The organism is Streptomyces malaysiensis subsp. samsunensis (assembly GCF_024519315.1).
Lineage (GTDB): Bacteria > Actinomycetota > Actinomycetes > Streptomycetales > Streptomycetaceae > Streptomyces > Streptomyces malaysiensis.
The window spans coordinates 206,365-228,890 of record NZ_JANIIC010000002.1; the positions used below are offsets into that span (position 1 = coordinate 206,365).

Below are 22,526 nucleotides of genomic sequence, written 5' to 3' on the forward strand. Positions count from 1 at the left end.
AGCCGGGAGGAGCGGCTGAAGAGCCCCCGGAGAGCAGAAGCGGTGGCCTCCCGCACCCGGGAACGGTGGGCTCAGCTGCCGGGTGTGTCGCAGGGCTCGTGGGGGCGTTCGCGGTTCGGGGAGTAGAGGTGGCTGTCGCGGAATTGGTGGGCGGCGAGGGTGCGGCCCACCAGGATGACCGCTGTCCGTACCACGCCCGCGGCCTTCACCTGGGGCGCGATGTCGTCCAGGGTGCCGCGCAGGACCAGTTCGTCGGGGCGGCTGGCCATGGCGACCACGGCCGCGGGGCAGTCGGCGCCGTAGTGCGGGAGGAGTTCGGCGACGACGCGGTCCACGTAGCGGGCGGCGAGGTGCAGGACGAGCAGGGCGCCGCCGCGCCCGAGGGTGGCCAGGTCCTCGCCTTCCGGCATGGGGGTGGCCTGCTGGGCGACGCGGGTGAGGATGACGGTCTGGCCGACGGTCGGGACCGTCAGTTCGCGTTTCAGCGCGGCGGCCGCGGCGGCGAAGGCGGGTACGCCCGGGACGACTTCGTACGGAACGCCCGCCGCGTCGAGGCGGCGCATCTGTTCGGCCACGGCGCTGAAGACCGACGGATCGCCTGAGTGGAGACGGGCCACATCATGGCCCGCCTCGTGGGCGGCGACGAGTTCGGCGGTGATCCGGTCGAGGTCGAGCCGGGCGGTGTCGACGAGGCGGGCGCCGGGCGGGCATTCGTCGAGCAGTTCACGGGGCACCAGGCTGCCCGCGTACAGACACACCTGGCAGCGGGCCAGGGTCCGGGCGCCGCGCAGCGTGATCAGATCGGCGGCGCCGGGGCCCGCGCCGATGAAGTACACCGTCATCGTGTCTCTCCTTGTGCGGCCTGAGCCGCTTCGACGGACCCCGTGGGATCGGCGGCGTACGCGCCGGGGCCTGGGGAATCGAGCGGTTTGGTGGCGGACCACTGGGTGACCGGCATCGCCTGCCGCCAGCCGGTGAAGGCCCCGACCGGGGTGGCGTGGGAGACGGCGAGCCGGACGAGGTCGCCGCCGTGGCGGCGGTGGCGGTCGGCGAGCAGCGCCTCGGACTCCAGGGTCACGGTGTTGGCGACGATCCTGCCGCCCGGCGGCAGGGCCGCCCAGCACGCCTCCAACACCCCGGGCACGGTCAGGCCGCCGCCGATGAACACCGCGTCGGGGGCGGGCAGTTGGGCCAGGGCGTCCGGTGCGGCGCCGGTGACGACGGTCAGCCCGGGTACACCGAGCGCGGCGGCGTTGCGGGCGATGCGTTCGGCGCGCACCGGATCGCGTTCGACCGAGACCGCCCGGCAGGTCCGGTGGGCGCGCATCCACTCCACGGCGATGGAGCCCGAGCCGCCGCCGACGTCCCACAGCAGCTCCCCGGGGGCGGGGGCGAGCGCGGCGAGGGTGGCGGCCCGCACATGGCGCTTGGTCAGCTGTCCATCGTGGTCGTACGCCGTGTCGGGCAGCCCAGGGGCGAGCGACAGGGGCCGGGTGCCGTCCGCCGGTGCGCAGTCGACGGCGATGACGTTGAGGGGGTCGCCGGGCGGATGGGGCCACTCCTCGGCCGTGCCCTCCACACAGCGTTCCCGCGCGCTCCCCAACTGCTCCAGCACCCGCATCCGGCTCGGGCCGAAGCCGCGTTCCGCGAGCGAACCGGCCACCTCGGCGGGGGTGTCGGCGCCCGCACTGAGCACGAGCAGCCGCCGTCCCGCGTACAGCTCGCGGTTCAGCGTGGCCAGGGGGCGGCCGACGAGGCTGACCACCTCGGTCTCCTCCAGCGCCCAGCCGAGCCGCGCACAGGCCAGCGAGACGGACGACGGATGGGGCAGCACCCGCAGCCGCTCGGCGCCCAGCAGTTCGGCCAGTGTGCGGCCGATGCCGAAGAACATCGGATCGCCGCTGGCCAGCACGGAGATCCGGCGCCCGGTACGCGCGGCGAACAGCCCGGGGACGGCGGGGCGCAGCGGGGATGGCCAGGGGACGCGTTCGCCGTGGCACTCCGGCGGCAGCAGGCCCAGATGGCGCCGTCCGCCGATGACCACCTCGGCCGTGCGCAGCGCCTCGCGGGCCGCGGGACCGAGTCCGTCCCAGCCGTCGGCGCCGATGCCGATGACGGTCACGGGGAGAGGCGGCGGGCTCACAGTGGTCACCTCGTGGGTCGGGGACGGTCCACGAAACTCTACTGACCTGCTACGACGCCCCGGCCCCCGGCTCCCGCTCCAGTCCCCGCTCCCGCTCCGGCCCCCAATCCGGGCCCCGCTCCCCCGCCTGCTCCCGATCCAACTCCAGTTCCCGCCCGCGCTCCAGCTCCGCCAGCGCGAGCAGTTCCTCGACGGTCATGTCCTCGGGTATCGGCACCGGCGCCGGGGTGCGCAGTGGCGGCTGCCAGCCCTCGTCCGGGGCCCAGCGCCGTATGATCCGGGCCGGCGCCCCGGCCACCACGGCATGGTCGGGCACCTCGCCCCGTACCACCGCGCCCGCCGCGACCACCACATTGCGGCCCAGCCGGGCCCCCGGCAGGATCACCGCGCCCGCGCCCAGCCAGCTGCCGGGGCCGATGTGAACGGGTGCGGAGCGCGGCCACTGGCGGCCGATGGGCTGTTCCGGATCGTCGTAGGAGTGGTTGTCGCTGGTCACGTAGACATACGGACCGCAGAAGACATCGTCGCCGAACTCCACGCTTACGGAGGCGATCACATGGCTGCCCCGGCCCAGCACCACACCGTCGCCGATACGCAGCACCGGCTCGGGGCCGAGGTCCACATCGGGCATCATGCCGGCGGTGAGGGTCACCTGCTCGCCGATGACGCAGTGCTCACCGAGTTCGATCCACGGTTCACCGAAGACGGTGCCCTGGGGGAACGCCAGCCGGGTGCCGACGCCGATACGGCCGAACCGGTACGGTCCGGGGCGCTCGGCCGTGACCGCGCCGGCCCGCTGGACGGCGCGCCACCCGCGGTGGACCAGACGGGAGGTGACGCGTCCGCACCAGCCCCGCCAGGATGAGAACAGGTTCTCGTTCTTCGGCATTCGCCCACCGTATCGGCCCATCGGAAGGCCGTCTGCCACACCCCGGAAGGCCGTCCGCCACACCCCGGCGCCCCTACACGCCCCCGCGCCCCGGCGCGTCGCGCAGTACGCAGTCGCCGCACAGCCCGCCCCCGGGCACCCGGTAGTAGAGACAGCAGGTGCGGCGCCGGTAGCCGAGCGGCTCAATGGTCAGAGTGCCGGCGTCACGCAGCGGCGGGTGGACGAGCTGGGCCCGCGTCAGCTCGACGGCCCGGTCCGCCGCCTCGGCCAGGCCCCGCTCCCGGCACCAGTCGTGCAGCACCCGCAGCGAACCGGTCAGCGCCGAGGCGGCGTTGCCCCACAGCAGCCGCCCCGAGACCCGGTAGCCGCGTCGAACGGCATGGTGCAGCGGCATCAGATGGACGAAGGCCGCGGTGCCCACCTGACCGGCGAGTCCCCCCGGTTCGCCCATGATGGGCGGCACGCCGGGCCACCACAGGTCGTCGGGGGCGACACGCCCGGGGTTCCACCACAGCCGGTCGGGCCGGAGGTGGGGCACCCGGCCGGAGAGGGCGGCCGGGCCGAGCGCGAGCGACCACACCCGGGCGGCGAGCCCCTGGAAGACGAGCGAGGCCGCCACCCTCGGCTCATCGGTGCGCAGGCTCGCGGCAACCGCCTCGACACGCGCGCGCAGCACCGGCCCGGCGGCGCCCGCGCTCGTCAGCCGGTACGCCTCGCCGATCCGCGCGTACCCCTCCTCGCGTGGCTCGCCGGTGCCGGTGCGCAGGGCGAAGAACGGCCCGGCCCGCGCCGCTTCGGAAAGCGGCGCCTCATCCACCGTCGGCCGGGGCCCGGAACGCCTCCAGCAGCTGGTCCGCCGCCAGCGTGGCCGTCAGCGTGCCCTCGCGGACCCGCTGCTCCAGCTCGGGTCCGAGCCGCCGCACCTCGGGGTGGGCGTGCAGCCGCGCGAGCAGCTGGTCGCGCACCATCGACCAGGTCCAGTCGACCTGCTGGTCGCGCCGCTTGGCGTGCAGCGCGCCCGTGGCCTCCAGCACCCGGCGGTGCTGCTCCAGCCGCTCCCACACCACATCGAGCCCGGTGGACTCGCGGGCGCTGCATGTGAGCACCGGCGGGTTCCAGGGCGCGTCCGGGGGCTGCAACAGCCTGAGCGCGCCCGCCAGTTCCCGGGCCGCCGACTTGGCGTCCCGTGCGTGGGGGCCGTCGGCCTTGTTGATGGTGACCACGTCGGCCAGCTCCAGCACGCCCTTCTTGATGCCCTGGAGCTGATCGCCGGTACGGGCCAGGGAGAGCAGCAGGAAGGAGTCGACCATATTGGCCACCGCGGTCTCGGACTGGCCCACGCCCACGGTCTCCACCAGCACCACGTCATAGCCCGCCGCCTCCATGACGACCATGGACTCGCGGGTGGCGCGGGCGACCCCGCCCAGCGTCCCGGCGCTGGGCGAGGGCCGTACGAAGGCGTCGGGGTCCACCGCCAGCCGCTCCATCCGGGTCTTGTCACCCAGGATGGAGCCGCCGGTGCGGGTCGACGAGGGGTCGACGGCGAGCACCGCGACCTTGTGGCCGACTCCGGTGAGCATGGTGCCCAGGGCGTCGATGAAGGTGGACTTGCCCACCCCGGGCACCCCGCTGATGCCGATCCGCCGCGCCCCTCCGGTGTGCGGCAGCAGCTCGACCAGCAGCCGCTGGGCGAGGTCGTGGTGGTCGGGCCGGGTGGACTCGACGAGTGTGATCGCACGGGCGATGTACGCGCGCTTCCCGTCGAGCACGCCCTTGGCGTACTCCTCGATGTCGATCGTCCGCGGCATGGCCTACAGCTCGTGGCCCAGGTCGGCGGCCAGCTTCCGCACCAGATCGTGGGCGGCGTCCGGGATGACCGTGCCCGGCAGGAAGACGGCGGCGGCACCGGCCTCGTGCAGGGTCTGGACGTCCTGCGGCGGGATGACCCCGCCGACCACGATCGTGATGTCCGCCCGCCCCGCCTCGGCCAGCTGCTCGCGCAGCGCGGGCACCAGCGTGAGGTGGCCGGCCGCGAGCGACGACACGCCGACGATGTGCACATCGGCCTCCACCGCCTGCCGCGCGACCTCCTCGGGGGTCTGGAACAGCGGGCCGACGTCGACGTCGAAGCCCAGGTCGGCGAAGGCGGTGGCGATCACCTTCTGGCCGCGGTCATGCCCGTCCTGGCCCATCTTGGCGACCAGGATGCGGGGGCGGCGGCCCTCCTCGCGCTCGAACGCCTCGACCAGCGTGCGGGTGCGGTCCACGCCGGACGACGGTCCGGCCTCTTCTCGGTACACACCGGAGATCGTACGGATCTGGCCGGAGTGGCGGCCATAGACCTTCTCCAGCGCGTCGGAGATCTCGCCCACGGTGGCCTTGGCGCGGGCGGCGTCCACGGCCAGCGCCAGCAGGTTGCCCTCCAGGCCCGCGCCGGGGCCGGACTCGGCGGCCGCGGTCAGGGCGCGCAGCGCGTCCTGGCAGGCCGCCTCGTCGCGCTCCGCGCGCAGCCGCCGCAGCTTCTCGATCTGCTGGGCGCGCACCACGGAGTTGTCGACCGCGCGGACCTCGATCGCCTCATCGCTGTCGACCCGGTACTTGTTGACGCCGATCACCGGCTGGCGCCCCGAGTCGATCCGCGCCTGGGTGCGGGCCGCGGCCTCCTCGACGCGCAGCTTGGGGATGCCCGCGTCGATGGCCTTGGCCATACCGCCGGCCGCCTCGACCTCCTCGATGTGCTGCCAGGCCCGCCGCGCCAGGTCGTACGTCAGCTTCTCGACGTAGGCGCTGCCGCCCCACGGGTCGATGACCCGGGTGGTGCCCGACTCCTGCTGGAGCAGGATCTGGGTGTTGCGGGCGATCCGCGCGGAGAAGTCGGTGGGCAGCGCGAGCGCCTCGTCCAGCGCGTTGGTGTGCAGCGACTGGGTGTGGCCCTGGGTGGCGGCCATGGCCTCCACACAGGTGCGCGCCACGTTGTTGTAGACGTCCTGGGCGGTGAGCGACCAGCCGGAGGTCTGCGAATGGGTGCGCAGCGACAGCGACTTGGGGTTCTTCGGGTCGAACTGCTTGACCAGCTTGGCCCACAGCAGCCGGGCCGCCCGCAGCTTGGCGATCTCCATGAAGAAGTTCATGCCGATCGCCCAGAAGAACGACAGCCGGGGCGCGAAGGCGTCCACGTCCATCCCGGCGTCCCGCCCGGCCCGCAGGTACTCCACACCGTCGGCGAGGGTGTACGCCAGCTCCAGATCGGCCGTGGCCCCGGCCTCCTGGATGTGGTAGCCGGAGATGGAGATGGAGTTGTAGCGCGGCATCCGCTGCGAGGTGAAGGCGAAGATGTCGGAGATGATCCGCATCGAGGGCTGCGGCGGATAGATATAGGTGTTGCGGACCATGAACTCCTTGAGGATGTCGTTCTGAATGGTCCCGGCCAGCTTCTCGGGCGGTACGCCCTGCTCCTCGGCGGCCACGATGTAGAGCGCGAGCACGGGCAGCACCGCGCCGTTCATCGTCATCGACACGCTCATCCGGTCCAGCGGGATGCCGTCGAAGAGCTGCCGCATGTCGTAGATGGAGTCGATGGCCACGCCCGCCATGCCGACGTCACCGGTGACCCGGGGGTGGTCGCTGTCATAGCCCCGGTGGGTGGGCAGGTCGAAGGCGACCGACAGGCCCTTCTGGCCGGCCGCGAGATTGCGGCGGTAGAAGGCGTTGGACTCCTCGGCGGTGGAGAACCCCGCGTACTGCCGGATGGTCCAGGGCTGGTTGACGTACATCGTCGGGTACGGGCCGCGCAGATACGGCGCGGCGCCGGGGTAGGTGCCCAGGAAGTCGACGCCCGTGAGGTCCTCGGCGGTGTAGAGCGGCTTGACCCCGATGCCCTCGGGGGTGTCCCACACCAGGTCCTCCACGCCCTTGCCCACGCTGTTCTGCAAGGCGGCGGCCCAGTCGTCCGAGCTGGGCACCGGACCTTCGGCCGGTCCGTCCAGATCGACCGCCGAGAAGTCCGGGATCTTCCCGGGCTCCACCGGAGAGCCCGTCATCACGCCACCCCCATGGTGTCCAGAGCCGAGGAGAGCACCTCGACCGCGTCGCAGCCCGCGAAGACGTATCCGTCCACTCCGGCCCGCTCATACTCTTCCTGTTGTGCCCCCGGCCGTCCGGCCAGGTAGACCCGGGTCGCCCCGGCCGCCTTCAGCCGCTCGGCCACGGCGGCCGCCCCCTCCGCGTACAGCTTGTCGCTGGAGCACAGGCAGGCCACGCGGGCGCCGCTGGCGGTGAACGCTTCGGCGACCGACTCCGCGGTCACGGTGACCGGCTCGTGAACCGCCTCGATCCCGCCCGCCTGGAAGAGGTTGGTGGCGAAGGAGACACGGGCGGTGTGCGCGGCGGCGGGGCCCAGCGCGGCCAGGAAGATCCTGGGCCGGCCGCCCTCGGCCGCCGGATGGGCGTCGGCGCGGGTGCGCAGCGCCTCGTACGCCTCGTCGCGGCGCACCCTCGGCAGCCCACCGGCGGGCGGCTCGGGCGCGGGCTCGCGCTCGACGGGCCGCTCGGCGAGGTTCGGGAACTCGCTGACGCCGGTGATCGGCTCCTTGCGGCGGGCGAGGTCGCGGCCGCGGCGCGCCCAGGTTTCGGCGAGCCGGTCGCGCACCAGCCCGGAGGCGAGGGCCGCGGCCATTCCCCCGGCGCGCTCGATCTCCTGGAACCAGGCCCAGGCGGCGCGGGCCACGTCGTCGGTGAGCTTCTCGACGTACCAGGAGCCGCCGGCCGGGTCGATCACCCGGGCCAGCTGCGACTCCTCCAGCAGGATCGTGGAGGTGTTGCGGGCGATGCGCCGGGCGAAGTCGTCGGGGAGGCCGATGGCACTGTCGAAGGGCAGCACGGTGACCGCGTCCGCGCCGCCGACGCCCGCGGCGAGGGTGGCCACGGTGGTGCGCAGCATGTTCACCCAGGGGTCGCGCCGGGTCATCATCACCGGCGAGGTCACCGCGTGCTGGCGCTGGGCGCGCGCCTGTGAGGGCGCGCCGCACGCCTGCGCCACGCGCGCCCACAGGCGCCGGGCGGCCCGCAGCTTGGCGATGGTGAGGAACTGGTCGGCGGTGGCCGCGTAGCGGAACTCCAGCTGGGCGCAGGCGGCTTCGACACTCAGCCCCTCCTCGGTGAGGGTGCGCAGATACGCCACCGCGGCGGCGAGGGAGCAGCCGAGCTCCTGGGCCGCCCCGGCGCCCGCCTCGTGGTATGGCAGCGCGTCCACGGCGAAGGCCCGCACCCCCGGGTGGTCGCGGTCGCAGATCCGCGCGAGGTCGGCCGCGGCGGCCAGCTGTCCGGCCAGGCCGTCATCGCGTCCGGTACGGGCCGCGAGCCCCAGCGGATCCGCGCCGAGGTTGCCGAGCGCGGCGCCAGGCGGCACCTCGCGTCCGGAATAGAGCCGCAGCAGGGCGCGGGCGGCGTCCTCGAAGTCGGCGCCCGCGTCGAGGCAGACGGAGGCGAGGTCGAGATAGACCCCCTTGAGCACCTCGGGCAGCGCGTCCACCGGCACCCCGGCCCGGCCGGCCGCGAGCCAGACCGAACCGGCGCCGTTCTCCAGGTCGGTGAGGATCGCCTGGTTGGTGCGCACCGGATCGGGGTGGGCGTGGCGCTGGCGCACATCCCAGCCGGACAGGGCGGAGCCCTCGGCCCGGCCGCCGCGCACGAAGGGCGCGAAACCGGGGAATCCGGCGTCTTCGGGGGCGTCTTCGGCGGTGTAGAGGGGGCGGACGGTGATTCCGTCCTCGAGTGCGGTCGCGAGGGCCTCTTCGGCCTCGGCGCCCACGGCGTCCGAGGTGCCGGTTTTACGCAGCACGCCTTCGACGAGGTGGCGCCATTGGTCTCGCGTCACTTCCGGGAAATCGTCGGCTAGGGGAAGCCCGTCTGGCAGGACCGTCATAGGAGGAGGCTAATGGGACCTTCTGAAGCCCGAGCAGAGGGTACGGCTGTGACCTTACTCTCTAGGGGTCTCGGGGATGGTTCCCAGGGAATTCCGTAGTGGCGAATGCCGACATCCGGGGCGCGTGAGGCGGATGGGCCCGGCGCGGGACGCGGAACGCATGCCCGTTGCCGACGACGGCCACCGTGCCCGTTGTCCGCGACACTCTCTGTGCCGGACTGTGCCGGATGTCCACGACCGCCTCCTCGCCCGTTGCCGACACCGCCTCGCGCATACAGGGGCCCGCGTGGACGGCGGCCCCGGGCGTACAGAAGCCCGCCCGGTGCGACGGGGGATGCACACCGGGCGGGCTCGAAGACCTTTTTACCGCATCGGCGGGGGGTTATGCATCAAAAACGTGTTCCCCTCCCCGCTTCACCATGCGACAGGCAGCGAGATCAGGCCACGCGCGCGGATCGACGGCCGCCATCGGAGCCGCTCCCTCGGAACGTCCAGCCGAAGCCCCGGGAAACGCCGAAGTAGCGCGGCCAGAGCGATTTCCGTCTCGATTCGGGCCAGGGGTGCGCCGACGCAGTAGTGGATGCCATGACCCAGCGCAAGGTGACCGGACCGGCCAAGATGTGGATTGAACCCGTCCGGATCCTCGAAGTGGGCCGGGTCACGGTGTGCAGAGGCCACCGAGAGCAGCACGGTCTCCCCGGCGGGGATGGTCACACCGCCGATCTCGATCGCCTCGAGCGGGAAGCGGCGGATCCCCAGCGACGCCGGGCCCTCGTACCGCGCCAGCTCGTCGAAGGCGGCCGCGAGTCCGCTCGGATCCTCGCGCAGCTCCTGGAGGGTCTTGGGGTGGTCGAGCAGGGTGAGCACCGAATTGGCGATGAGGTGGACGGTGTTCTCGTAGCCCGCGAGGAGGATGAGGAAGGCGAGCGAGGTCAGTTCGTCCTCGGTGAGCCTGCCGTCCCCGGTCTCGTCGTCACGGACCCGGATGAGGTCGGAGAGCAGATCGTCCCCGGGCTCGGCGCGCTTCTTCGCGATCAGCCCGGTGTAGAAGCGCAGCATGCTGCCGACCGCCTCCTTCGCCGCCCGCGGCCGCGCCGGATCGGGGGTGATCAGGGCGTCGCTCCAGGCCCGGAAGTCGCGCCGGTCGCGCTGCGGAACGCCGAGCAGATCGCAAATGACGATGATGGGCAGCTGCCCGGCGTAGGCGGCGAGGAGGTCCGCGCGGCCGTCGGGCTCGATGGCGTCGAGCAGTTCGTCGGCGATCCGCCGGACCGGTTCGCGCATCTTCTCCACGCGGCCGGGGGTGAACGCCTTGACCACCAGCCGGCGTACCCGGGTGTGGTCCGGCGGGTCCATGTTGAGCAGATTCCTGTCCAGGGCGGGCGGCAGGGAGAAGCCGCTGTAGTCGCCCGGCGCGGCGTGGCGGTTGTCCAGGGCGAGGCGCGGATCGGCGAACAGCCGCCGCACATCCTCGTAACGGGTCACCAGCCAGGCGGGGCGCCCGTCGGTACCGGCGATCCGGTGGACCGGACCGGCCTCGCGGAGCTGGGCGAGGGCCGGGTGGAGGTCCTCGATCATCGGGGCGGTGTCAACGAGTTCCGGGCCGTCCGCTCCGGCGGCGTTCGCGGTGTTCTGCATGGCTCCCGACTCTAGGGCCTGTCTGGGGTTGTGATCTGGATCAGGGAGCGGGGCGTGGTGCGTGCGATCGCAAGGCGCCGGAAGGCCCTCGTAGCGGAGCTACTAGGACCTTCCGGCAACGCGGCGAGAGGGGGCACCTCCCAGCGGTAGCTGGGGGAGCGTGCCACGCCCCGCGAGCCCAGATCACAACCCCAGACAGGCCCAAGGCGCCGGCGTCCTCCGGGCCTGGACGGGTGGGCCGTTCCAGCCCGTCCAGGTGATGCGCACGCCGGGGCGAATGGTGTGGCCGGGAGGCGGCGCCGGGGCTGAATCTCCCCGGCGCCGCCTGTGCCACGGGCGGCCCCGACCCCCGTCCAGGGCCACCTCGTCTGTGATCCCCCCGTTCACCGCCGCTGGGCGGCGGTCTCCTCCCTCAGTTCCGCGAGCACCTCGTCCACCAGCGGCAGGTGGTAGACGTCGGCGACACGGGCGAGATGCTCATGCTCCGCCACCAGTTCGGCTCCCGTCGCCACCACTACGCTGTCCGCCGCGGACTCCGGCACATGTCCGTCTGCTTGATTCAGCAAACCGCGTCTGAGCGCCGCCGCTTCCACTACGGCAGCAAGTTGCCAATCGTCGAGTCGCGCCGCGCCGGCCTTGACATGGGCGATCTCCAGCGCGCGGGCCTCCACATGACGCCGTACGCCGCGCTGGACATCCCGGATCTCCGCCATCTGACGGTTGGCCCGCCACTCCAGGTCCGCGAACGGCCACCAGCCGGTCCAGCGGGAGTGCCCCATGGACACCTCGGGGGCCTTCGTGGTGACCTCCCGCCACAGCGGCCGCAGCCTCCGGAAGCGGCGCCACGCGGAGGCCCTCGGGCCCACGGCCGGGATGGCGAAACCCGCCAGCACCAGGAGCGCCGCGACCGAGGCGGTCAGCGGGGCCACCCCATTGGAGAGCCAGTACAGCTCATGGCCCGCCCAGGAGAAGACAAAACCGATCAGCTTGCAGGCGCAGTACGCCAGCCCCAGCCAGCATCCGGCCGCCAGCACCCGCAGCCCCCGGGCCAGCCAAGAGCCGCGCAGGGTGGCGGCATAGCGCGGGCACAGCATCCCGAGCCCCGCCAGACCGGCTCCGAAAATGGCCAGATACAGCACCAGGAAGAGAACCACTCCGGGGGCGTCGGCGTAGGCGGTGCTGAAGTCGCGCGGGTGCTCCACGGCGTCGGGGCGGCCCACCGCGAACGCGACGATGGCCACGGTCCATGCCACGGCCACTGCGGCGACCACGAGGCCGGGCCGCACCGCCGACCCCGTCCAGCGCAGCAGCAGCACCAGGGCGCCGGTGGCGAACACCACGACGGAGGAGTAGAGGAAGACCATCGCGAGATTGGCGACGCCCACCAGGCCGTCGAACCAGCGGTAGACGCTGGGCGCGGAGAGCAGGAACACATTCGCCACGGCCGCGGTCATCACACACGCCAGGCCGAGATCGGCGTTGGCGCGGTCGCGGAACCAGGCCCGGGTCTTGTAGCCGGCCATCGTCCAGGCGGCGGCGCCGAAGCACAGATAGACGAGGTCAAACACCGGTCTCACCACCCGGTTCACCGCGTACGCCACCGTGGTCGCGGTCGGTGCCGTCGGTGCCATCGGTGCCGTTGGTGCCATGGGTGCCGTTGGTGCCATCGGTGCCGTCCGTGCGTCGGGCCCTGCCGGCGCGGTCGCCGCCGTCGGTCCTGTCCGTACGCACATGGCCCAGCGCCGGGCCGAGCGCCGCGGCGAGTTCGGCCGCCCGGCCCTGGGGCGGCAGCCCGTGGTCCGGCGAGGTGGGCACCACATGCTCCATCAGGAGGGTGCCCAGCACCTCGGTCTCGCGCTCGGTGAGGTTGTCGTAGCAGTGGTGGCGGGCGAAGTCCGGGGTCATCCCCAGCCGGCGCATCGCGGTGGTCACATCCACCGACGGCGTCCACATCCGCAGCGCGTCCTCGGTGACCGCCGGGTCCTGCTCGTGCCCCAGCAGCAGATGGCCGATTTCATGCAGCACGATGTGGATCTGGTGCCAGGGGGACGTCCTGAGCTCGTAGAAGATCCAGTAGTCCTGGTCGGTGGAGGCGGTCATGCCCGAGACCACACCGCCCAGGCTCATCGGCACCAGCTGGACGGGGCGTCCGACGCGGCGGGCGACCAGGTCGCACAGACCGGGCAGATCGGTCGAGGCGGGCAGCCCGAGCTCCTTGATGAGCTGCTTGCACCGCCGCCGCATCCGGCCCACTCGCATGCCTGTACCACCCTCGTATCCGGTCCGCCGCCAGGAGGAGAACAGCTGCGGGTCAGCCACGGCCATTCGTCGCCCCGCCGTCCGGACCGTCCGAACCGTCCGCCCCTCCGGCGCCGTTCGGGCCGGGTGGTTCGGGCGGGAGGTTCATCTGCTGCCGGAACTGGGAGATGATCGTGGTGAGGCTGTCCTGGACTTCCGGCGGGAGGCCCACGGAGCGCAGCGCGATGCTGCGGACCCGCTTGTCGCGCATCGCGACGAGGAACCGTACCTCCTCCTCGACCCGCTCCGCCTGCGAAGGCGACAGATCGCCCAGCAGGTAGCCGACGGGCACGGCGAAGAACTTGGCGAGCGCCCGCAGCACATCCGGGCTGGGGTTGGTGCGCCTGCCGTTGCGCAGCATCGACAGATACTGCTCGGTCAGGCTCACCCCGCCGTACTCCTCGCGGCCGCTGATCTCCTCGGCCACGTGTGCGTTGGTGTACGGCGCGCCCGGCGGGTGCATGGTGGTGAACAGGTAGTTGAGCCGCTCCGCCAGCGGGCTGCCGGCCGCGTCCGGTGACCTGTCGGCATCCGCTGCCATTGCGCCCCCTCACGGCCGGCTCCCGGGTTCAGCACCCTCACGGTTGGTTAAGGCGGACGACGCCGCGCGATGCATCCTGCCATGAGCGTCGCGCGGGGCACCAGACCGGTTCCTGATCGCGGGGGGCCGACCGACTTAACTACCAGTTGGTAGCTGAGCCAAAAGGGTGATCCGTGGGGCGAGGGAGGCGGCCGGCCGACGGCCGCGATGTCCGCTTGTTGCCAGCGGCCGCGGCCGGGGAACCGGTGTCCTCCCTCGCGTCCCAGCGCATGCGCCGGGTCGTCAGTCCACGCTCTGGAGGATGTGGGGCTCGGCGAGGTCGTCCTCGTAACCGGCGAGTCGGATCGGCGCGGAACGCGCCCATACCTCCAGACTTCCCACCTCCGCGGTCTGCACGAACCGCCCGCTGCTATCGGCGGGCGCGTCGTCGCTCTGTGTTTGTTCGGGGGTCACCGCACACTCCCTCGTGTCGGCTGAACCGGATCTGTCGTCAGATTAACCAGCGCCCGAACGCGGCGCGCGTCGATTCTCATGAAGTGGACAACGAGCCGCCGACCGGACCGCGTTCCACCCCCGGTGACCGCCGAAAACCTCCCGTGGTGAGCTGGTACGTGCGAGGCCCGCCGAACTCGTCTCATCAGGTGGACACGGCGGTATCCCAGGCGACACGGCCGTCGGACCGCGGCAGGGCCGTACGCCGCCCCGCCCAGCCGCCATGGGCGGTGGCCGGGCGCGACCGGGCGCGACCGGGCGCGTGCTCACGGACCGTATCCGGTCCGGACTCCCGGTGATCGCCTCCGTGGTGGCGCGGGCGCCGACAGCACTTTCAGGGCCGGGAGATCCGAGGTCTTACCGCGTCTCCAGCTCTAAGGCGCCATTTCCCCCTTGCGTGGCCGCCGTCCATCCGATGTTTATGGCGCACAAGGGGTTCCCGTTACCTCACGCGGCTGCATCATGCCCGAGGGGTTCAGATCGAGGAACCTCAGGCATGTACGTGACCGCCGCCGCTGCCCCCGCAGAAGACCGCCCGCACCCGGTTCACACCCCCTGGAGCGTCATGTCATCCGCACCCACCCGAAGGACCGTCGTCGGCACCGCCGTGGCCGCCGGTACCGCCGCCGGGCTCGCCGGCCCGGCCACCGCGTACGCCGCCGGACCGCGGGCACCCGCCGCGGCCGCCCGCCCCGCGGAGGACCCCTGGACCAGGGTCCTCGCCGACGCCGACATGGTGTGGCGGAAGCTGCCGCGGACCTGGTACGAGGGCCCCTTCCTCGGGAACGCCCTGCTCGGCTCGGGCATCTACGCGGAGCCGGGCGGCGCGAACGCGGTGCGCTTCAATGTGCAGCACAGCGAGGTCCAGGACCACCGGCCGGAGTTCGGCTCCCTCTTCGGGCTCGCCCGGCTGCCCATCGGGTACTTCACCCTGGAGCCGGTCGGGGCCATCACCGCCGTCGACTGGCGGCTGCGGCTGCGCGACGCCGAGCTGACCGGGACCATCACCACCGATCAGGGCACCCTCGACCTGCGCGCCCTCGTCCACAACTCCCGTTCCGTGCTGGCGATCGAGGTGACTCCGAGCGCCGGTGAGGCCGCGTTCCGCTGGGTGTTCCACCCCGCCGAGGCCATCAGCCCGCGGGTCGCCTTCAAACCCGTCCCCGACGGCTACACCGGCAATCCCCCGGCCGTGGTCGAGGACCACGGCGGCGTCCTGGCCGCCGTGCAGCCGCTGCTCGCCGGGGCAGCATGTGACGGCCTGGCGGGAGCGGACCCGCGCCGGGCGGCGGACGCTGTACGTCACCGTGGCCCACTCCCACCCCCGGCGCACCGCGCGCGACCGCGCGCTCAAGGACATCCGGTCCGCCTCTGCGCTCTCCTACGACGCCCTCGCGCCCGCCCACCGCTCCTGGTGCACGCGTACTACCGGAAGAGCTTCCTCTCCCTCCCCGACGCCCGGCTACAGCGCTTCTACTGGATCCAGCTGTACAAGGTGGCCGCGGCCGCGCGCGCCGACGCCCCCGTGATGGCCACCTCGGGGCCCTGGCTGGAGTCCACCCCGTGGCCCGCGACCTGGTGGAACCTCAATGTGCAGCTGGAGTACTGGCTGATCCACGGCTCCAACCACCTGGAACTCGACGCGGTGACGCGGGCGCTCGGCGAATTCCGCGACAACCTCTCCAGCCAGCTCGACACCCCGTACCGCAAGGACTCGGCGGGCATCCCCCGCACCACCGACATCCACCTGGTCAACGGCGGTGGCGTGGAAGGCGGCGGCTACGCGGTCGGCATCCCCGGCCAGGACCCGCCCACCCCCGAGGTCGGCAACCTCACCTGGGCGCTGCACAACGTCTGGCTGACCTACCGCCACACCATGGACGAGTCGGTGCTGCGCGATGTGGTCTTCCCCCTGCTGCGCAAGGCCGTCGCCTACTACCTCCACTTCCTCGCCCCCGGCAGCGACGGCAGGCTGCATCTGCCCGCCACCTTCTCGCCCGAGTACGGCGTCAACGCGCCCGACTGCAACTACGACCTGATGCTGCTGCGCTGGGGCTGTGCCACCCTCCTGGACTCGGCCCGGCTCCTCGGCGTCGACGACCCCTCGGCGCCGCGCTGGCGGGATGTGCTGGCGAGGCTCACGCCGTACCCCGTGGACGAGAACGGCTTCATGATCGGCGCGGGTGTTCCCTTCGCCAAGTCCCACCGCCACTACTCCCATATGCTCGCCGTCTATCCGCTGTACGAGGTCACCTGGGAGGACCCCGCGAAGCGCGAGCTGATCGAGACCTCCCTCGACCACTGGGTCGGCTTCGAGGGCGCGCTCCAGGGCTACACCTTCACCGGCGCCGCCTCGATGTCGGCCCAGATGGGGCGTGGTGAGGACGCGCTCGGGTACCTGGGTGAGCTGATGCGCCGCTTCATCCAGCCGAACACCATGTACAAGGAGTCCGGGCCGGTCATCGAGACGCCGCTGTCCGCCGCGCAGTCGCTGCACGACATGGTGTGCCAGAGCTGGGGCGGGGTGAACGGCGTCATTCGCGTATTTCCCGCGCTGCCCGCCGCCTGGCGGGAACTGGTGGTCCATGACTTCCGTACCCAGGGCGCCTTCCTGCTGAGCGCCGCCCGCGAGGACGGCCGGACCCGCTGGGTGCGGCTGCGCAGCGAGGCGGGCGCGCCGTGTGTCGTACGGCATTCGCTCGACGGGCCCATCGAGGTGCGGGACGCGCGGGGGCGGCGGCTGCCGTACGAGACCGTGGGCGCGGGAACGATCCGGATCGCGCTCACCCGGGGCCAGGAGGCCGTCATCACCGCCCACGGCGACCGCCCGGATCTGACGGTCCGCCCGGTCGAAGCCGATGAGCCGGCGGCGCGCTGGGGGCTCCCCGCGTCCTGATCCCCCGGCCCGGGGCGCCATCGGATGACGCGTGCCGACCGCGGTTCCGGGATACCCATCACGCATGAGACGCATCAGTGACTTCGACCGCCGGCTGTTCGCGCGGGTCGCGGACAGCCGGCTCCGCGGTGTCCATCCGATGCTGCCCCGGCTCAGCCGGGCCGCCGACCACGGCCGGCTGTGGTTCGCCACGGCCGGAGTGCTCGCCACGGTGGGCGGCCGCACCGCGCGGCGGGCCGCGCTGCGCGGGATGGGCTCGCTCGCCGCCGCGTCGCTCGTCTCGAACGTCGTGGTCAAGTGGACCGTGGAGCGCAAGCGTCCGGTCCTGGACACGGTGCCCCTGATGCGCCGGCTGCGCCGGCAGCCGTGGACCAGCTCCTTCCCCTCCGGGCACTCGGCCTCCGCCGCCGCCTTCGCCACCGGGGTGGCCCTGGAGTCCTCGCGGTACGGCCTGCTGGTCGCCCCGCTCGCCGCCGCCGTCGCCGTCTCCCGGGTGTACGTGGGCGTCCACTACCCCAGCGATGTGCTGGCCGGTATCGCCCTCGGCGCCGGGGCCGCCGCGCTCACCTGCCGCTACTGGCCGCCGCGCCCCGAGGTCCCGGCGCAGGCCAGGCCGAGGGTCTCGGCACCCGCCCTGCCCAAGGGCGAGGGGCTGGTGGTCCTGGTCAACCCGCGGGCCGGGGTGGCCGGTACCACCGGCGGATTCACGGTCGCCGAGCAGCTGCGGGTGCTGCTGCCCGGCGCGGAGATCCTGGAGTGCGGGCCCGGCGACGACCTCATGGACCTGCTCCGACAGGCCGCCCAGCGCGCCGTGGACCGGGCCGGGGCGCTGGGCATCTGCGGCGGGGACGGCAGCGTCAACGCGGCCGCCACGATCGCGGCCGAACGCGGGCTGCCGCTCGCCGTGTTCCCCGGCGGCACCCTCGACCACTTCGCGCTGGACCTCGGCGTACCGGCCTTCGAGGACACCGCGCACGCCGTGACCGAGGGCGACGCCGTGGCCGTGGACCTCGGCCGGGCCACCCCCCTCGCGGGAGGCGGCGGGACCAGCCACTTCGTCAACACCTTCAGCCTCGGGTTCTACCCGGAGATGGTGCGGATCCGGGAGGGCCTGGAGGGCCGGCTCGGCAAGTGGCCCGCGGCCGCCGTCGCGCTCACCCGGGTGCTGCGCACCGCGAGCCCCATGGAGGTGAAGGTCAACGGGCGGTCGCGGCGGCTGTGGATGCTGTTCGCGGGCAACGGGATCTACTCCCCCGAGGGCTTCGCGCCCACCTACCGTCAGCAGCTCGACGGCGGACTGCTCGACGTACGGGCGATCGACGGGGAGGAGCGGCTGGCCCGCACCCGGCTGCTGATCGCGGCGCTCACCGGCACGCTCGGGCGGTCGCACGTCTACACCACTCGGCGGATGCGCCAACTGCGCCTGTCGGGCCTCCACAACGTGGACAGCCGTGCCTACGATGGAGAGGTGGCCGCCGACCCGGCGGAGGAGCTGCTGGTCGACAAGTGGCCCGGGGCGCTCACCGTCTACCGCCCCGCCGAGCCGCAGAACGAGCTGCTCCAGCGGGCCCGTACGGCCGCCGCGAAGGCACCCCATCGGTGGAGGGCCCTACTACGCAAGTAGTACGCGCAAGTCTGTGCTCAAGGACGACGACGAGGGGTCCTCCCACCGTCAAGGATGAGGGCATGGACGACGACCGATCGGCCCAGGGGGCCGCGACGTGACATCCCTCGCGCTGTCTGTGCTGCTGGCCCTGGCCTCGGCGGTCTGCTACGCCGCCGGAGCCATACTCCAGGAGCATGTCGCGGCCACGACGCCGCGCCTCGCGTCCGCTCCGCTGCGGCGCGGGAGTTGGTGGACCGCGGTGTCCCTCAACGGGGCGGGCGCTGTCCTCCATGTGATCGCCCTGGCCTATGGCCCGCTGAGCGTGGTGCAACCCCTAGGGGCTCTCACGATCGTCTTCGCCCTGCCGATGGCGGCGATATTCGTCCGCCGCCGGGTCGGCGCGGCCGGCTGGCGGGGCGCGCTGCTGGCCACCGTGGGGCTCGCCGGACTGCTCTCGCTGACCGGCTCCTCGCGGGCCCAGTCGCTGGCCGAGCGGGACGGCTTCTGGCTGATCGTGATCACGGTCTCCGTCATCGCCGTGCTGGCCGGGGCAGCCCGTCTGATGCGCTCGCCCGGGATCCGCGGTGTGCTGCTGGCGGCGGCCGCGGGGACGGCCTTCGGCATCTCGTCGGTGGTCACCAAGAACGTGGCCGTGGAGTGGACCTGGGACGCGTGGGAGGACGCCCTGCCCAATCTGGTCACGATCGGGCTGCTGGCCTCGGGTGGGGTACTGCTGTCCCAGGCGTCGTACCGGGGCGCCGGGCTGGCCTCACCGCTGGCAACGGCGACCGTGGTCAATCCCGTGGTCGCCACCGCGGTCGGCATCGCGGCGCTGGGCGAGCACTTCCGGCACGGCGCGCCCGGCACCCTGCTCGCCCTGGTCGCGGCGCTCGTCGCGAGCACCGGCCTGGTGATGCTGACGGTGCACAACGCCGAGGCCGAGGGCGAAGCGGCCACCGAGGACGCCCCTCAGGCGCGGGTCGCGGCCGCCGTGGGGCCGGACACCCTCGCACCCGACGGGCAGGACGGGCGCGATGCCGCCGGCGGAGGTGCCGGGCCAAAGGCTCCGGAGGAGCCCGGCGGATCCGGACCGCATGCGGTGCCGGGCGGCCCCGCCGAGCCCGTTCCCCCGCTCCATCTCCCCCGTCCGATCCCCCGCCAGCCCACCGGCAAGGAGAAGCCCGACCCCCGGCTGCCCGGCCGCGGCGAGGCCGTCCTACAGCACCACGCCTAGACGGCGCCGCCCGGCCGCTCCCGGCCGAGCAGCTCCACCAGCCCCGAGAGGCCCTCATGGCCATGGCCGTCGGCCACCCGCCGGGCCATGAGGTCGCCGATCGGGGCGATCAGTTCGGGGCTGATGCCCTGGTCCCGTGCGGAGCCGGTGAAGTTGACGAACGCGGCCGACTGCATGGCGAGGTTGGAGACCACCCCGGTGGCGTGGTCACCGGAGTCGAGCTGCCGTGCGTAGCCGTCCACCACCCCGGACATGGCGGTCAGCCAGCGTCCCATCAGCGGGGCGGCGTCGGCCGCCGCCACCCCGTCCGACCGCATGAGGGCATAGCCGTGCAGCACGCCGGAGAACATCCCGTACATGGCGCTGAGCAGGGCGAGGTCGTACAGCGGGGCCCGGCCGGGGTCCTCGCCGAGATGGTGGCTCTCGCCGAAGAGGTCCAGCACGGTCCGGTGGGCCGTGAAGGCGGCGGGCGAGCCGCTGTAGAGGAGGAAGGCGGCGGGCGTCCCGATCATCGGCGGGACGGCCATGATGCCGCCGTCGAGATACTGGGCGCCGTGTCCGGCCGCCCATGCGGCCAGCTCACGGGCCTGCCGCGGAGTGCCGTTGGTGAGGTTGACGACGGCCCTGCCGGACAGGGCCTCCCCGAGGGGGGTCAGCACCTGCCGTACGGAGTCGTAGTCGAGCAGGCAGACCACCACCAGGGGGCTCGCCGCGACGGCCGCACCGGCCGTGGCGGCGGTCCGCGCGCCCTCGGCCGCGAGCGCCTCGGCCTTGGCGGCCGTACGGTTCCACACCGTCGTCCGGTGCCCGGCCCCGACCAGGGCGCGAGCCAGCGCGGTGCCCATGTCGCCCAGGCCCAGCACCGTCACGGGGGTTTCGCTCATCTTCATTGCTCCAGTTGTTCCGATACCGCTTTGTCGTAGGGGTCCGGCGCGCCGATCACAGACTCCTTCCTCGGCGGTAATGTGGACAAGTACGCACTAAAAAGTGCGTACTTACCTTGAGGTCAGTGGGGGCCATGGAAAAGCAGCCGTATGTCTGCGGTCTGGACGCGGCCGTGGATGTGATCGACGGCAAGTGGAAAGTGCTGATCATTTGGGCGCTCAATCACCAGCGGTGCCGTTTCGGGGAATTGAAGCGGCTTGTTCCCGGTGTGAGTGAAAAGGTGCTGACACAGCAGCTGAGGGAGTTGGAGGCGGACGGAATCGTCCACCGGGAGAGCTACGACGTGGTGCCGCCGAAGGTGGAGTATTCGCTGACCGAGCTGGGCGAGGAGCTGAATACGGCGCTGCGCCCGCTGGGCGCCTGGGGCAAGGGCCGGATGGCGACGCTGGCGGAGACCGGCCGGGGCTGAGCGCTCCGCTGGACGCCGGGCCGCTCGGCCCGAGAAGGTCGCCCAGGGGCGCGACCCCGCCGCGGAATCCCTTTTCCAACTGGCCCTGTGCGGGGTAGGGGTGAGGGATCACCCCGCTCACTTGGAGGCCCCGTGACCGACAGCGCTCCCCGGAGCCAACCACGCACACCCTGGCGAGCCGTGTTCGGCGGCTCGATCGGAAATCTCGTCGAGTGGTACGACTGGTTCGTCTATGCCAGTTTCGCCACCTACTTCGCCGGAGCCTTCTTCCCCAAGGGCAACGACACCGCACAGCTCCTCAACACCGCCGGGATCTTCGCGGTCGGGTTCTTCATGCGTCCCGTCGGCGGCTGGCTGCTGGGCCGGTTCGCCGACCGGCGCGGCCGTAAGGCGGCGCTCACCCTGACGGTGTCGCTGATGTCGGCCAGCGCGCTGCTCATCGCCATCGCCCCGACCTATGACCAGGTCGGCTACTTCGGCGCGGGCGTGCTGCTGGTGGCGCGGCTGCTCCAGGGCCTGTCGGTCGGCGGTGAGTACGCGGCCAGCGCCACCTATCTCACCGAGGCGTCCCGGCCCGGCGGCCGGGGCTTCGTCTCCAGCTTCCAGTACGTGTCGATGACGATGGGTCAGCTGATCGGCCTCGGTCTCCAGATCGTGCTCCAGCACACCATGTCCGATGACGCGCTGCACTCCTACGGCTGGCGCATTCCGTTCATCGTCGGCGCCGTGGGCGCGGCCGTGGTCTTCTGGCTGCGGCGCAATCTGCTGGAGACCGAGATCTACGCCGAGGAGGACGCCCGCCAGGACCAGGAGCGGGGGACCATCGCCGAGCTGCTGCGCCACCGCAAGGAGGCGGCGCTCGTCATCGCGCTGACCATGGGCGGCACGGTCGCGTACTACACGTACACCACCTATCTGACCAAGTACCTGTCGAACACGGCCGGAATGAGCAAGTCCGACGCGTCGCTGGTCAGCTTCTGTGCCCTGTTCCTGTTCATGCTGTTGCAGCCGCTGGCCGGATCGCTCTCGGACCGGATCGGCCGCCGTCCGCTGCTGATCACCTTCGGCTTCGGCTCGATGCTGGGCACCGTGCCCATCATGACCGCGCTGTCACACGCCGACACCTTCACCGGGGCGCTGCTGCTCTCGCTCGCGGCGCTGGTCATCGTCACCGGCTACACGTCGATCAACGCGGTGGTGAAGGCGGAGCTGTTCCCCACCCATGTCCGGGCGCTCGGGGTGGCCCTGCCGTACGCGCTGGCGAACGCGCTGTTCGGCGGCACCGCCGAGTATGTGGCGCTGTGGTTCAAGAAGGGCGGTGTGGAGTCCGGGTACTACTGGTACGTCTCGGCGTGTGCGGCCGTCTCGCTCATCGTCTACCTCACCATGCGGGAGACCCGCGACGCCGCCCTCTCCCGGGACCGCGCCGATGGCCCGGCCGCCCCGGGGAAGCAGCGGACGACGGCGGTGTGACGGGGGCGGCGGGCCGGATCCGGTGTCCGGGCCGGATCC

The 22,526-nt window shown here is 72.4% G+C and carries 17 protein-coding genes and 1 pseudogene; 5 read left to right on the forward strand and 13 right to left on the reverse strand.

From position 1 onward, the window contains the following. Positions 1 to 71: 71 nt before the first annotated feature. From cobM to NQU54_RS02165, 12 genes are all read right to left on the reverse strand, one after another. Positions 72 to 842: a precorrin-4 C(11)-methyltransferase gene (gene cobM / locus NQU54_RS02110; protein ID WP_257629469.1), complete on the reverse strand. Its 771-nt coding sequence runs from the start codon at positions 840 to 842 to the stop codon at positions 72 to 74. Then, entirely contained in the window at positions 839 to 2,152 is a 1,314-nt protein-coding gene (gene cbiE, locus NQU54_RS02115) for a precorrin-6y C5,15-methyltransferase (decarboxylating) subunit CbiE (RefSeq protein WP_372505752.1), read from the reverse strand. The genes cobM and cbiE overlap by 4 nt, the downstream gene beginning before the upstream one ends. Before the next feature lie 40 nt (positions 2,153 to 2,192). Beyond that, entirely contained in the window at positions 2,193 to 3,032 is an 840-nt protein-coding gene (locus NQU54_RS02120) for an acyltransferase (RefSeq protein WP_257629471.1), read from the reverse strand. A 73-nt stretch (positions 3,033 to 3,105) separates the two neighbouring features. Continuing rightward, positions 3,106 to 3,849 carry a (2Fe-2S)-binding protein gene (locus NQU54_RS02125; RefSeq protein WP_257629472.1) on the reverse strand — a complete coding sequence of 248 codons (744 nt, stop codon included), beginning with the start codon at positions 3,847 to 3,849 and terminating at the stop codon, positions 3,106 to 3,108. Beyond that, positions 3,842 to 4,840: a methylmalonyl Co-A mutase-associated GTPase MeaB gene (gene meaB / locus NQU54_RS02130; RefSeq protein WP_069860426.1), complete on the reverse strand. Its 999-nt coding sequence runs from the start codon at positions 4,838 to 4,840 to the stop codon at positions 3,842 to 3,844. Before meaB ends, NQU54_RS02125 begins: the two co-directional genes overlap by 8 nt. Before the next feature lie 3 nt (positions 4,841 to 4,843). Then, positions 4,844 to 7,072 carry a methylmalonyl-CoA mutase gene (gene scpA / locus NQU54_RS02135; protein WP_257629473.1) on the reverse strand — a complete coding sequence of 743 codons (2,229 nt, stop codon included), beginning with the start codon at positions 7,070 to 7,072 and terminating at the stop codon, positions 4,844 to 4,846. Beyond that, positions 7,072 to 8,955, reverse strand: coding sequence for a methylmalonyl-CoA mutase small subunit (gene mutA, locus NQU54_RS02140; RefSeq protein ID WP_257629474.1), 1,884 nt, complete (start codon positions 8,953 to 8,955; stop codon positions 7,072 to 7,074). Before mutA ends, scpA begins: the two co-directional genes overlap by 1 nt. 414 nt (positions 8,956 to 9,369) lie before the next feature. Next, complete coding sequence (locus NQU54_RS02145) at positions 9,370 to 10,593, reverse strand: cytochrome P450 family protein (RefSeq protein ID WP_257629475.1); 1,224 nt, start codon at positions 10,591 to 10,593, stop codon at positions 9,370 to 9,372. Positions 10,594 to 10,976: 383 nt separating this feature from the next. Beyond that, positions 10,977 to 12,161 carry an MAB_1171c family putative transporter gene (locus NQU54_RS02150; RefSeq protein ID WP_257629579.1) on the reverse strand — a complete coding sequence of 395 codons (1,185 nt, stop codon included), beginning with the start codon at positions 12,159 to 12,161 and terminating at the stop codon, positions 10,977 to 10,979. Further along, positions 12,154 to 12,918, reverse strand: a complete 765-nt coding sequence (locus NQU54_RS02155; RefSeq protein WP_257629476.1) for an ImmA/IrrE family metallo-endopeptidase — start codon at positions 12,916 to 12,918, stop codon at positions 12,154 to 12,156. The genes NQU54_RS02150 and NQU54_RS02155 overlap by 8 nt, the downstream gene beginning before the upstream one ends. Further along, positions 12,905 to 13,432 (reverse strand): helix-turn-helix domain-containing protein, encoded by a 528-nt coding sequence (locus tag NQU54_RS02160; protein WP_257629477.1) that lies wholly within the window; start codon positions 13,430 to 13,432, stop codon positions 12,905 to 12,907. Before NQU54_RS02160 ends, NQU54_RS02155 begins: the two co-directional genes overlap by 14 nt. 282 nt (positions 13,433 to 13,714) lie before the next feature. After that, the gene (locus tag NQU54_RS02165; protein WP_167459967.1) at positions 13,715 to 13,885 is read right to left on the reverse strand and encodes a hypothetical protein; all 171 of its coding nucleotides are present in this window, start codon (positions 13,883 to 13,885) and stop codon (positions 13,715 to 13,717) included. A 604-nt stretch (positions 13,886 to 14,489) separates the two neighbouring features. On the opposite strand from NQU54_RS02165, the pseudogene NQU54_RS02170 reads away from it, so the two are divergent. From NQU54_RS02170 to NQU54_RS02180, 3 genes and pseudogenes are all read left to right on the forward strand, one after another. Further along, a pseudogene (locus tag NQU54_RS02170) lies at positions 14,490 to 16,820 on the forward strand (glycosyl hydrolase family 95 catalytic domain-containing protein). 64 nt (positions 16,821 to 16,884) lie between these two features. Continuing rightward, the gene (locus NQU54_RS02175; RefSeq protein WP_257629478.1) at positions 16,885 to 18,444 is read left to right on the forward strand and encodes a bifunctional phosphatase PAP2/diacylglycerol kinase family protein; all 1,560 of its coding nucleotides are present in this window, start codon (positions 16,885 to 16,887) and stop codon (positions 18,442 to 18,444) included. Between the two features lie 97 nt (positions 18,445 to 18,541). After that, a complete protein-coding gene (locus NQU54_RS02180) occupies positions 18,542 to 19,660 on the forward strand; it encodes a DMT family transporter (protein ID WP_257629479.1) in 1,119 nt (372 codons plus the stop codon). Here NQU54_RS02180 and NQU54_RS02185 read toward each other — a convergent pair. Then, a complete protein-coding gene (locus NQU54_RS02185) occupies positions 19,657 to 20,544 on the reverse strand; it encodes an NAD(P)-dependent oxidoreductase (RefSeq protein ID WP_257629480.1) in 888 nt (295 codons plus the stop codon). The genes NQU54_RS02180 and NQU54_RS02185 overlap by 4 nt on opposite strands. A 134-nt stretch (positions 20,545 to 20,678) precedes the next feature. Here NQU54_RS02185 and NQU54_RS02190 point away from each other — a divergent pair, with 134 nt between their 5' ends. Continuing rightward, entirely contained in the window at positions 20,679 to 21,014 is a 336-nt protein-coding gene (locus NQU54_RS02190) for a winged helix-turn-helix transcriptional regulator (protein ID WP_257629580.1), read from the forward strand. A 132-nt stretch (positions 21,015 to 21,146) separates the two neighbouring features. Next, complete coding sequence (locus NQU54_RS02195) at positions 21,147 to 22,487, forward strand: MFS transporter (RefSeq protein WP_257629481.1); 1,341 nt, start codon at positions 21,147 to 21,149, stop codon at positions 22,485 to 22,487. The last annotated feature ends 39 nt before the right edge of the window (positions 22,488 to 22,526 follow it).